Annotated in this window: 10 protein-coding genes; 3 read left to right on the top strand and 7 right to left on the bottom strand. The window is 69.1% G+C overall.

The window, feature by feature from the left end; translation table 11 throughout:
* Positions 1–3: 3 nt before the first annotated feature.
* On the bottom strand, positions 4–375 hold the full coding sequence (locus BO221_RS06580; RefSeq protein ID WP_143195307.1) for a hypothetical protein: 372 nt from the start codon (positions 373–375) through the stop codon (positions 4–6).
* A gap of 154 nt (positions 376–529) precedes the next feature.
* Here BO221_RS06580 and BO221_RS06575 point away from each other — a divergent pair, with 154 nt between their 5' ends.
* Positions 530–1,093, top strand: a complete 564-nt coding sequence (locus BO221_RS06575; protein ID WP_083680796.1) for a hypothetical protein — start codon at positions 530–532, stop codon at positions 1,091–1,093.
* A gap of 20 nt (positions 1,094–1,113) precedes the next feature.
* Here the strand turns inward: BO221_RS06575 and BO221_RS06570 are convergent, their stop codons facing one another.
* Positions 1,114–2,148, bottom strand: coding sequence for a hypothetical protein (locus BO221_RS06570; protein ID WP_143195306.1), 1,035 nt, complete (start codon positions 2,146–2,148; stop codon positions 1,114–1,116).
* Positions 2,149–2,259: 111 nt separating this feature from the next.
* Here BO221_RS06570 and BO221_RS06565 point away from each other — a divergent pair, with 111 nt between their 5' ends.
* Positions 2,260–3,471, top strand: a complete 1,212-nt coding sequence (locus BO221_RS06565; protein ID WP_143195305.1) for a hypothetical protein — start codon at positions 2,260–2,262, stop codon at positions 3,469–3,471.
* Positions 3,472–3,476: 5 nt separating this feature from the next.
* Here the strand turns inward: BO221_RS06565 and BO221_RS06560 are convergent, their stop codons facing one another.
* From BO221_RS06560 to BO221_RS06545, 4 genes are all read right to left on the bottom strand, one after another.
* Entirely contained in the window at positions 3,477–7,712 is a 4,236-nt protein-coding gene (locus BO221_RS06560; protein ID WP_073559523.1) for a hypothetical protein, read from the bottom strand.
* Positions 7,713–7,842: 130 nt separating this feature from the next.
* Positions 7,843–8,457: a DUF4440 domain-containing protein gene (locus BO221_RS06555; protein ID WP_073559522.1), complete on the bottom strand. Its 615-nt coding sequence runs from the start codon at positions 8,455–8,457 to the stop codon at positions 7,843–7,845.
* Positions 8,458–8,551: 94 nt separating this feature from the next.
* Entirely contained in the window at positions 8,552–9,568 is a 1,017-nt protein-coding gene (locus BO221_RS06550) for a hypothetical protein (protein ID WP_073559521.1), read from the bottom strand.
* A gap of 81 nt (positions 9,569–9,649) precedes the next feature.
* A complete protein-coding gene (locus BO221_RS06545; protein ID WP_073559520.1) occupies positions 9,650–10,594 on the bottom strand; it encodes a hypothetical protein in 945 nt (314 codons plus the stop codon).
* Positions 10,595–10,832: 238 nt separating this feature from the next.
* Here BO221_RS06545 and BO221_RS06540 point away from each other — a divergent pair, with 238 nt between their 5' ends.
* Entirely contained in the window at positions 10,833–11,420 is a 588-nt protein-coding gene (locus BO221_RS06540; protein WP_073559519.1) for a bifunctional 2-polyprenyl-6-hydroxyphenol methylase/3-demethylubiquinol 3-O-methyltransferase UbiG, read from the top strand.
* 20 nt (positions 11,421–11,440) lie between these two features.
* Here the strand turns inward: BO221_RS06540 and BO221_RS06535 are convergent, their stop codons facing one another.
* Entirely contained in the window at positions 11,441–11,905 is a 465-nt protein-coding gene (locus tag BO221_RS06535) for a hypothetical protein (protein WP_143195304.1), read from the bottom strand.
* Between the last annotated feature and the right edge of the window lie 106 nt (positions 11,906–12,011).

The raw sequence follows: 12,011 nt of genomic DNA, 5'->3' as shown, positions 1-12,011 counted from the left end.
CCCTCATCGCACCTTGCGCAAGCCTGCTCCCTCCAGCCGTCTGACCATGCCATCGAGGACGTAGCCCAGGAACGCTCCGTTGGAGCGGACGAGGTCCATGGCGTCGACGTCGAAGCCCCAGGTGCCGTTCCGGGCGATGAGCTCCTGGCAGTCGACCGTGAACCGGCCCTGCTCCACCTCCCACACGACCCGCTCGACCTGAAGCGTCCAGAGGCCTCCGTGGATGCCACTCTCCCTTCCTTGAAGAACGAGCCCCGGGAAGGGCGCGAAGGGAAGCGTGAGCTCGCCCTCCATCACGACGCCCTTCTGCTTGATCTCCGCGGGGGGCTGGATGGAGACCCGCCCCACAACACGGAATGTTGGCTGAGTAGACATGCACTCGCCTCTACCGCGATTCCGCACGGAGGCAAGGCGCATGGCCGCAGAAGGTGTCCCGCAAACGGTGTCAGAGGATTCGTAAAGCCTCTGGAAGATACCCCGCTGGAGGTGGTGCGTCCCTGGCCCGCCGCATGCTTGAGCGCGGCTGGCCATGTCTGGACCGCATGATCTCTTCGCTCGCTACACCTTCGGCCATCCCGAGCGGGCCGCCGCTGAATTGCGCGCCGTACTGCCAGCGCATGTCGTGCGCTACGGACGTGCCGGGGAACTGGCCCGGATGCTGCCGGATTGGGTGGCGCTCTTCGCGCAGGTGCAGGCGGCTCCCGAGGGCGCCGAGCATCTGGTGGTGGTCATCCGTTACCTGCTGTGGGTGGGGAAGGATGCTGCTGTCTACGCAGCGGCGAGGCAGGTGTTACATTCGGTGCTGGATGAGCAGCGGGCGGAGGAACTGATGGGAACCTGGGCCGAGGAAATGCTGGAAAAGGGTCGGGTCAGGGGTCGGCAGGAGGGCCGGGAAGAGGGCCGGGAGGAGGGGTTGCAGCACGGGTTGAGCGTAGGCATCCTGCGAATCCTCACCGCGCGCGGCGTCCCCGTTGATGAGGAGGCCCGCCAGCGCATCCTCACCTGCACGGACATGGCCACCCTGGACCGCTGGTTCGACCGGGCCCTGAACGCCACCACACTCTCCGACGTGCTGGATGAGCGCGCCCAGTAGACGCGCCCATCCTACGGCCGTCAGTAGTGGATCCGCGCGCTGATGGCGCGGTGGCCGGAGTAGTTCAGGTCCTCCCGGTCCGAGCCGGTGAACTGCAGGTCGGCGGCGTCCCCTTCGTTGTAGGTGATCGTCTTGCCGTGCGACGAGGTCGCCGCCGCGTTGAAGAAGAGGTAGTCGATGCGGCCGCCCGCTCCACCCGTCCAGTTGTCCTCGAGGCAGCCACGGCCCCCCGCGCAGGCCTCGAAGACCGGATCATTCCAGCTGTAGTCGGTGGTGCTGGGAACCTGGGAGTTCGCCTGCTTGTACCAGTCCTTGTAGCCACCGTTGGCGTAGTCGCCCTCGTTGGAGTCGACGCCCCAGATGAGCAGGTTGGCGCCGCTGATCTCCCGCATCTTCGTGTTCGTGAGCTCGATGTTCCTCTCGGCACACCCGCTGTCCGAGCTCGGGCCCTCTTGCGCGGTGGGCCAGTGGGACGAGCCGAGGACGACCTTCTTGTTGGTGATCAGGTCCGTGAAGGCCATCCGCACGCTGATGGTGCGCGCCTGGTGGTTGGGCACGCATGAGCCGTTCGCGCCCTTGTACACCTGCCACGTCGCCTTGGTCCCCGCGATGGGCTGCAGCCGGCCCGTGCGATAGATGATCGCGTTCGTCTGGTAGTCCTTCGCCGGGCCGCACGGGCTGTTCATGGCCTCCGGGTTCGCCTCGGCGATGACGTAGTCATACAGGCCGGGCAGGTTGTCCTGCATGTACTTCGCCAGCTCGGCGGCCTGCGCGGCGCCGCTCATCTGGTGGACGATGAAGGCATCCGGCGAGTACGCCTGGGTCTTCATGTAATAGATGAGGTCCTGCCAGTCCCCCGCGCACTGGTCGCTGGCGGTCGGCAGGTTCTCGTAGTTCACGTTGTAGACCACCAGGAAGCCCGCATTGGTGTTCACCGCCACCTCCTGCGAGAGCGTGCCCGGTGCGTCCGGCTCCGATGCTTCCCGTACTTCGCCGCTCCCACATCCGAACAGGGCGAGGGAGGCCATCATCGACATCGCGACTCTGGAGTTCATGGGACCTTCGAGGCTGTGGACCCGAGGAATTCGGGCTCTACCTTGAAAGAGGGTCCGGCCCGGCCGCCATCCCAGGAATCGCACCGGTGGCCCTGGAGTAGGCTTCCCTCCATGTCAGACATGTCTTCGATGCGAGCCGGTTTCCTGCCGTGGGTCGTGATGCTGCTGGTGGGCTGCGGTGGGGGAGGGGTTCGCACGCTGGAGGCGGAGCTGCTGGAGGCGCGGTGGACGGCCGCGGGCAAGTACCTGGCGGGCACCAGCCAGGAGGACCTCTGGGGCGTGCATCAGTCCCGGGCTGGAGCACCGGGCGAGGCCCGTTACGAGCTGTGGCACTTCGACGGCGCGAAGGTGAAGAAGCTGCCCCTGCCCGAGTCCATCAGCCAGGGCGGCGCGGAGGCGTACGCGCTGGCGGCCGCGGGCAAGGAGCAGGTCTGGGTGGCGGGCCGCTCCGGCACGCACGGCGGTCCCGTGTTGATGCGCTTCGGGCTGGACGGGAGCGGCGTCGACAGGAGCGCGGACATCTTTGCGGGCACGGAGGGTGATGCCCTCGAGCGCATCGAGCTCGTCGCCTGGAAGGGGGCCGTGTTCGCCGCGGCGCACTACCAGACTGGCGCGCCCAGGGTGTACGCGCTGAAAGGGGAGTCCTTCGTCCCGCTGACGATGCCGCTCGATGGTTCGCGCTTCGTCCGCTTCCTGGCCGTGGGCGGGCCCACGTCCCTGCACACCTTCTTCAAGCGGCCCCACGGTGATGTGACGCAGCTGTTCGTCTGGACGGGAGAGCAGTGGCGGGACACGACGGATTTCGGCGGTCTGGCGGAGCGCGATGTGCCCGACATGGTGGTGAACCTGTCCAGCGGGCTGCACATGGGCTCGAGCCGCATCGTCCTGCGCGAACAGAAGGACGCGGACTATCCCATCTGGACCTGGGACACGCAGTACCTGCGCTGGCGGCCAGGCCGCAACGACGTCGCGAGCGTCCCGGACGAGTTCACCGGGCCGCTTCCGTCGGACGCGGGGCTTCCGCTCTCCTGGACGCCCATGGGCATCGTTCCCACGGGGCCCGATCGCTTCGCCCTGCTGGGCATCGCGGTGGAGACGGATGGGGTGTGGCTCGTGTCCCGCCCGCATGATGGGCAGGGCCTGCGGACGGGAGACGTGCGGCTGCACCGCATCGCGGAGCGCTGCGAGGGCGACTGCTCGCGCCGCTACGCGCCCCTGGGCATCGCGGAGGATGGCACGGTGATGCTCTCGGGTACGGACGCCGCGGGCAAGGCCCTGCCCCTGCTGCTGGCCACTCCCGCGGCGGTGGGGGATTCCGAATAGGGCCGTCAGGGAATGGGCAGCGTCACGGCCTGCACGTCCGTCCCTCCATAGGTATAGGCCCGGGTGCGCCGGGTCGCGGTGGCCTCGAAGACCAGCGTCGCCGTCGTGTCTCCCGGCCGGACAGGGGCAATCCACGCGGTTCCAATGTGGTCCGTTCCGCGCTCCACGCGCTGCCAGGGCCGCATGGAGCAGGCGAAGGGAGCACAGCCGTCCATGGCTGGCCGCGCGCACTGACTGCTCGCCGGGCCCACGCACCGCTCACCGGGCTGGGCGAGCGTCCCCGGTGGCACGAGCGGCGAGAGCGTGAACGCCAGCGTGCTCGACAGCCGCGCCAGCCGGAGGCCTCGCGGCTCGGCGTTCTGCTCGTTGACGGCGAGCAGCATGTCTCCGTCCGGCAGCCGTTGCAGGTCCACCACGCCGGGCACCTCCTGCGCCGCGCTGAAGGTCCACGTGTCGCCCACGCCCGGCAGTGACGTGGGCAACGTCCCCAGCCGTGTCACTCCAACGCCGGCCCGGTGCTCCTCCACGTGCTCACCGCCACCGTCGCGCAGGACCCAGATCAACCCCTCCGGGGTGGTGTTGCAGGCGATGAGCCTCGCCGCCGGTTTGGCCAGCACCGGCTCCATGGCCCCGAAGCTCAGCGCTCCATCCGTGCCAACGGTCACCGGCACGAAGTGGAGCGTGGCCCCCGCGCCCGGACGGCGGCAGGAGCCCAGGTAGACGCCCTGGGGGGTGACGTGGGCGCCGCTGAACGTCGCCCCGCCGGACTGGCCGAGGTACGGCGACCAGGCCACCTTCGTGCTCGAGGCCACCGTCGCCGTGCCCGGCCCGGCCACCACGTCGAACAGGGTGGTGCTGTGCTCCAGGGTGTTGGCCAGCGCCGCCACGAGCCGTCCGGACACCAGGCCCGCCGCGGCCACCTGGACCCGCGCTCCGTACGGGAGGCTCAGTGTTCCGAGCGGCGCGTAGCTCCAGGTGCCGCCCGCGCTCGCCGGGGGCCGGAGCCGGGCGAGCTCCGCGATGTGGGGTGAGCCCTTGCGCAAGGACACCTGCACCACTCCGTCCTCCGTCTCCACCGCGTGCAGCGCGGCGGCGGACTCGCCATAGCCGCCCACTGACGACACCGGCTGATCATGGATGGGCGGGAAGCCATCGCGCCGTCCCGTCCTCACGAGCGCGAACAGCGTGTCGAGCTGCTGGGGTGTGCGGACGCCCGACATGGTGCCGTAGCTCCAGCGATCGACGGGCACGAGCAGGTGCTCCCCGGTGCGGACCGGCCGGGAATGGAAGAAGCGCAGCGCCCCCGGCGTGGGTCCGTCGGTGACGAGCACCTCGGGCGCCACGGCCAGCACCTCCAGCTCGGTGGTGGCGTCGCCCGTCAGCGGGGAGTGCAGCACCACGGGGTGGACACCCGGAGTGATTCCCGCCGGCAGGAACAGCGAGACGCGCTCCTCGTTCCACCGGGTGAGGGTCGCGGGCAGGCCGCCCACCGTGGCCGTGTATCCCCGCCCGGCCAGGTCGAACGTTCCCCCATCTCCCAGGCCCGCGCCGAGCAACTCGCACAGCTCGCCCGCGCCCACCCGGCAGCCGTAGGCGAGCCGCGGCCTCACGTGCACCGAGCGGCTTTCGAGTGTCGTGGCCTCCCGGAGCAACGACACGTAGCGCTCTCCGCCTCCGGTGGGCGCGAGCTCAAGGAAGTCCTCGCCCCGCGCGACGATCGCCGCATTGCTCACGGAGAGGCTCGCGAGATTGTGTCCCACCACCCGGAACGTGCCGTCGATGGGCAGCGGGGCGGGAACCTCCCAGCGGTCGATGCGTACCGGCGTCCGCACCGCGACGCGATTCGCGCGGCGGCTGTCCTGCGTCACCAGCCGCAAGAGCCCATCCCGGCTTCCCTCGCCGAGCCGGAAGCACACGCGCGTCGCGCTCCAGGAGTCCACCTGCGCCGGCACGGCTCCGACCCGCACGGTCCCCGCCGCGTCTCCCAGCTCCCGGCCCGTCACACATGCCGTGGGTGATGCATCGACGGCTCCCGCCGAGGGCTCGTCCAGGCAGGGCCCCCCGCTATGACAGTCATGGATGTCGCGCGGCCCGTAGACGACCTTCTCCGTCGAGGCCGGCTCTCCAGCGCCCCGGACCTTGACCACGCCCGGCTCCGGCCGGAAGGCGTAGACGTCACCGTCATAGACGAACAGCGCCGTCTTGCCGCCCACCTGCCGGACCACGAGGTCGCTCGGGGTGGCGAAGCCGCGGGCCACCTCGACGAACGCGCTCGCCTCCGGAGGCAACGCCAGGACGCGGCCATGGCCGTAGTCCAGCAGGTAGAGCGTGCCGTCCAGGTCCCACTCCGCGTCCGCCGGCATGGTGTCCGAGATGTCGATGCAGCCCGCTGGCCTCGGGGTCTCGCCGCAGGTCTCGAGCGAGGGCACTCCTTCCTTCAATGGATCGAAGCGCAGGGCCCACTGCGTGGGCTTGTTCCCCAGCCGGTGGTAGTCCAACCCTTCCACCACCGCGCCATGGCGGCCCGACACCACCATCTGCGTGGGGAACTTCGGCGGTGGTTCCTCGTTCTCTCCGGCCAGCAGCCGGTCGGCGAAGAACGTGCCCTTCTGCGTGTGGTAGAGCTTGCGTCCCCTCGCCTCGCGCACGTTGAAGATGTCCATGCCCATGTCCTTGGGCAGGCGCTGGGTGGCCGTGCGCGCGCCGGTCCTCGCGTCGAAGCGCACCAGATGATCGAAGGGCGGCGAGTTGAGGGCGAGCGCCTTGCCGAGGGTGACCCAGACGCCCGTCTCCGAGGCGTCGAAGATCCCGAAGGGAAGCCCATCCTCGTGGGCGGTGCCACTCTCATAGAGGGCCGGCATGTCGGGCGGTCCCGCGAGCACCGCCTGGAGGTACGTCGCGTACACCCTGCCCGCGGGCGAGAAGGCGATGTGGTCCGTGCTCGCGCTGCCCACCTGGAACCGCTCCACGAGGATGACCCGGCCGGCGTCGAGCGCCTCGAGGCCCTCGGTCACGAGGGGCTCGAAGCGCGTGCTCACTCCGGGGCCGGCCTCGCAGATGACCCAGGGCTGCGTGTAGCGAGACAGGCCCACGTCCGGGGTGCCGAGGAAACGGAAGCGGCCGTCCGACAGGGCCCAGAAGGAGCTCATGGCGGACATCCCGACGCCGGCCTCCAGGTCGATGATCTTCGGCCGGGTCTCACCGGGCTCCCAGCGGTAGATGAGGAAGTTCTGCCCGGGGCTGAGATGCGTGGGATAGGCCCAGAGCCGGTTCTGCCGGTCCACGTGGAGCTGGAGGTGGAGGGGTCCGTTGCCGGCGAGCTCCAGCTTCGTCCAGTCCGCCAGGTCCTCGCTGACGAACACCTCGGCGGATTCGATGCCCCCCGAGGTCACCGCCACGGCGAGCTTGTTGCCCCAGAAGGCCCCGGTCACATGGAGGATGCTGATGTGGTTGCGGCTCCCTGGGGTGCCCGGCAGCGGGAGGGGCTTGGGCGTGCCGCCCGGGGTGGAGAGGTAGGCGCGGTTGCCATCCGTGGGAGTGATGTGGACGGCGCGGTCCGCCGAGGCGGCGAGCGTCTGGAAGTAGAGGTTGCGCGGCTCCGGTTGGATGTAGTGCGCGGGGCCGATGCGCTCCCAGGTGCGGCCCGCGTCGCGCGTGGCATAGAGGAAGCCTCCGCCTCGGGCCACCCAGCGCAGCGTGTCGCCCTTCCAGACCATGTCGCTCTTCGCGCCGTCCGCCAGGGTGAGGGTGCTCTTGGTGCCGAGCGCCTCGCGGGGATGGCCGTCGAGCACCATCACCAACCAGTCCTGCATGATGGTGCTGCTGCCGTCGGAGTCGTAGGTGATGCCCGAGCCGGAGCCCGCCAGGGAGAAGTCCTCACCGAGGGAGATGACGGGCTCATTGACTCCGCCCATGGGCCTCGGCCCCTCGCCCGAGCTCTCCGCGCTGCGGAGCTTGCCCACGAGCTTGTCGAAGGTGCGCCCGCCATCGCGCGTGATGAGCGCGGCGGTCTTGCTGGAGCTCGGGCCGTTGGTCGGCCGGAAGTGCATCAGGAACGTGCCGGGGTCGTCTCCGAGCGGGAACAGCCCGGTGGTGGCCGCCGAGCTGAAGCAGTGCGCCGCCAGCGGCTCGTGCTCGAACTCGATGGGCGGCGGACCGGGGGGCTTTCCTGTCGGAGTGCAGGAGAGCATGACGGCAAGCACGGCGAGCAGGGTGCGCGTGCACCTCGTCCTGATGTCCAAACAACTTCCCCCTGATGGATGTGGTCGGCCCCGAGCCTACTCCGGCCCGGGACGCCGCATCGAGCAGGGCTGAACCATCCGAGGGCGAGGGCCCCATGCCGCCGAGCGGGCCCTCACCCTCCGAGCACTCCTACTTCTTGCCCTCGGGAGGCGTCTGCGCACCGCCGCTGGCGCCCTCGGGAGGCATTCCGCCCCAGCCGGCCTCGACCATCGTCTTCCACTTCCACTGGCCGTCCCGCTTCACGAGCAGGGAGGTGTTGCGGCCGGTGACCTTCTGCTTGCCCTGGGTCATCGTGAAGTCGTCGACGACACTCACCAGCGAGTCCGAGAGGACGGTGATGGTGGGCTTGTGGGTCACCTTCAGGTCCTTCGGCATGTTCTCGAACATGGGCTTCATCATCGCGGCATACGCCTCGCGGGTGTACTCCCCGCTCTCGGGCACGCCCTTCAGGTCATCGGTGACCATGTAGATGGGGAAGTCGTACGTCGCGAGCGACGCCTCGAAGTCGCCCTTCTTCTCGATCTCCTCCTGCTTCTTGAAGAACTCCTGGACCTCCTTCTTCGTCTGCTTCTCGTTGGTGGGCTTGCGAGCCCCCGGGCCCATCGCCTTCAGGTCCATCGCGGGCGCCTGCTCGGCCGTGGCGGCGGGCTTCTGAGCCGCGGGCTTCTGCTCCTTGTCCTGAGCCCAGGCAGCGGAGCCAGAGATCGCAACGGCCGTGACGCACACCAGAATCGTACGCTTCATGAATGCCCCCTTCGTGTGGTGGGCGGCGGTGACTACTGGACCGTGCATGAAGCCGTCAATACAGAGGTGTGGAGGCCGTGCGAGGACATGTCAATTAAAGGAGCTTCATGGACTGGGCCGCGAAGCTCTCGCTCCCCGATTGGGAGAGATGGTCCTTGAGCGCCTTGCGGGCCTCCGCCTCGCTCGTGAACGCCGAGTCGGGGCCGAGCGTCTTGTCCGGCCGGACGGCCTGGAGGTCCTGCAGCTTGTTCCCCGCGAGCGGATGGAAGACCACGGGGCGATCGGGCGCGAGGGTCTGGAGCTCCTGGCGATAGAGCACGCTCTTCGGGTCATGCGTCCGCATGAAGGCGTGTGCCGGGCCCTGCGGGTTCTGCCTCACGAACTCCTCGGAGAGGTGGTTCCACATCGGCGTGACGGCCTTGGGGTCCTTGTAGATCTCCAGCCCCGAGAGCGCCCGGCCGGCCGGGGTGCTCTCCAGCGTGGAGTAGCCCTTGAGCTGGGCGTGCTTGCTCACGTCGTAGCCACCCGACCAGAGCGCCAGCGGTCCCTGGCCCTCCTCGATGCGCAGGTGGGGTCCCAGCTCGTGGGCGACCTTCTCGTAGTACGGGTTGGAGGTGTCCGGCCGGGGCTTGTCCAGGCTCGAGGGGGTGAGCCGGCTCGCCTTCACGTCGGCGCGGATCTGCTCCTGGCGATTCACGCCGTGGAGGATGTCGCTCCAGACCTCGGTGGTCTTCGCCTCGCTCATGCCGAGCGCGGTGAAGGCCTTCTGGAACTGGGGCGCGTCGGGGTGCGAGAGGGGCGCCTTCAGGTCGAGCACCTGGGCGGCGGTGGTGCTGTGCTTGCCCGACGCGAGGGCCGGACCCATGGCCTGCTCCACGGGGACCCGCTGCTCCGCCAGGGTTCCCGTCAGCTCCGGGCGGCGGGAGGGCGCCGGGTTCCGGACCTGGCCGTCGAAGCCATCGGTGCTCCGCGGGGCCCGCTGGTTCTGGAGCCCGCCCGGCGGGCTCTTGATGGGGCTGGGGCTCACCGGAGCATTGCCCGGAGTGGAGCCAGGCCGGAGGCTCGACGGCTGGGGGATGTTCACTCGGGGCGGCCGGAAGCGGATGGTCATGGGAGCACCAGGGTTTGGAGTCGTGTCGGCGAGGAGGGCGCATTGCAGCGCCCATGCCACTCAGCGGTACGCGGAAGCGGCCTACTGCTGGGAGTCGGCGCCCGCGAGCCCGATGCGGGGCGCGAGGGTCTGCGCCAGCTGGGGAGCGGCCTCGGTGGCCATCTTCTTCAGGGTCCCGCTCGCCGAGCCCTCGTTCACGAGCGCCTTCACGGTGTCGAGGGCCTGGGTCGCGACGCTGACCGCGTTGGCCACCGAGTTGAGGAGGTTCCCCAGGTCCGACTGCTGGGGAGCGGACTGGGGCAGGGTGCCCAGCTGCTGGGGAACGGGCTGGCTCAGGGCGCCCAGCTGCTGGGGCAGGCCACCGGCGGCGTACGGGTCCATCACCGGGCCGGCGCCCATCGCGTACGGGTCCATCGCCGGGCCAGCGGAGGCCAAGGACGGGTCCATCACCGGGCCGGCGCCCATCGCGTACGGGTCCATCGCCTGGCCAGCGGACGCCGCGGACGGGTCCATCACCGGGCCGGCGCCCAGCACGCTCATGAGGCTGGCCGGGAGGGTGGCCGCCTGGAGGCCCGCGCCGGCGAGTCCGGCCGCACCGTTCGCCACGCCGCCGACGACGTCACCCACGGCTCCCAGACCATTGCCGAGCACGTTGCCGACACCGCCCAGCTTGTTGCCGAGGCTGCCGAAGGCATTGTCCAGGCCGCCGAAGCCGTTGGGCTTGAGCTTGTCCAGCGCATTCGAGGGCTTGAACCCGTCGAGCTTGAAGTCCGGCACCTTGCTGTCCGGGAGCTTGCCGTTGATGTCCGGGCGGGGCGAGAACGTGGGCTTGTCGATCTTGCTGCCCGGGAGGTTGCCGTTGATGTCGGGGCGGGGCGAGAACGTGGGCTTGGTATCGGGCTTGAGGTCCGGCTTCTTGCCCGGGAGGTTGCCGTTGATGTCCGGGCGGGGCGAGAACGTGGGCTTGCTGCTGGGGGCCTTGAAGTCGGGGGTCGAGATCTTCGGGAAGCTCTTGCCGATACGCATGGGGTGTCTCCGGGAAGGTAGGGGGCTTGTTGCCGCGAGTGGGTTACGCCTTGACGAGAAGGGGTTATTGCAGCGGCCGTGCCAGGGCCTCTGGGCCCGGAGACGAACGGGATTCCGCGGGTTTACGTGGAGGGGGCCTCGCGGGAAGGCCTCGGTGATGACTGCGGACACCGGGGCCCCCTGGAGAGCGCAGTCACCATTGATGACTGTTGTCACCAGTCACGGGAGGCTGGGCGCGATGACGAGCGAGTTCTATGAGCGCAACGCGGAGGATTACTTTCGAGCCACGGTCGGCATCGACATGTCCGAGCCGCGCGAGCGCTTCGCGAAGCTGTTGAGCCCCGGTGCGCGGGTGCTCGACGCGGGCTGCGGCTCCGGACGCGATGCACGCGCCTTCCACGAGCTGGGCTTCCAGGTGACGGCCTTCGACGCGTCCCCACGGCTGGCCGCGCTGGCGCGGGAGTACACCGGGCTGCCCGTGGAGGTGAGGACCTTCCAGGAGGTGACCTGGTGCGAAGCGTTCGATGGCATCTGGGCTTCGGCGACCCTCCTTCATGTGCCTCGGGCGGAGCTGCCCTCGGTCATGCGGCGGCTGAGGGATGCGCTGGTGCCGGGTGGTGTCTGGCACCTGTCCTTCAAGTACGGCGCGGGCGAGCGTGAGGTGGAGGGGCGGCGATTCACCGATCTCGATGAACGGGCCGCGGAGACGCTCGTGGCCGAGGCCGGTGGCCTGGAGGTGGTCTGGATGGGTGTGGAGCCCAGCCGCAAACCCCAGATGCCGGACGAACGCTGGCTGGTCGTGCTCCTCCGGCGGCGGCCGGCCTGAGCCGCCGGTGGCTCCATCCGTCAGCGTGTTGCCGGATGGCCTTTCAGCGAGCCGTTGTCATTCGTTCCCTCGGAGGGAACGAACTGAACGTCATCGTGGGTGAGCTGATAGTGGAACTTCACGCCCAGGCGGTTCTCGACCGTTTCGATCCGAGGCTGGCTCCCACCGGCGAGAACGGGCCGCTGGAAGTTGACGAGGTTCTGTTCCGCACCGTGCCGGCGGAACGTCGCGCCGTCCTTCCGGTAGAAGACCAGCCGGTAGTCGGAATCACTCTCGGATGCCTTGGGCAGCTTGAAGACGAGCACCTTGTATGTCCCGGAGGACTCCTGAAGCTCCATCACGTCGATACAGCCGAACCGCTCCTGCAGCGAAGCATTCGATTCGGAGCCGAATGTCTGCGGAGGTTCCGGCGCGCGTGTGCATGCGCTCAGGAGCACGACGGTCCCCATGACCAGAATCAATCTCAGACAATGCAGGTGAGCCATGTCGCGCCCTGAATGGATCAGCCGGGTAGGCAGGCGCGAGTCTGCATCCTCGGGCGAGGGACCGGAAGGCGTTTCTCTCCATGCGCCTACATCCGTTTTCACCCAA

The organism is Archangium sp. Cb G35 (genome assembly GCF_001896145.1).
GTDB lineage: Bacteria > Myxococcota > Myxococcia > Myxococcales > Myxococcaceae > Archangium > Archangium violaceum.
The sequence above is the reverse complement of the archived record's forward strand: the minus strand, read 5'-3'. Positions and strand labels throughout refer to the sequence as shown.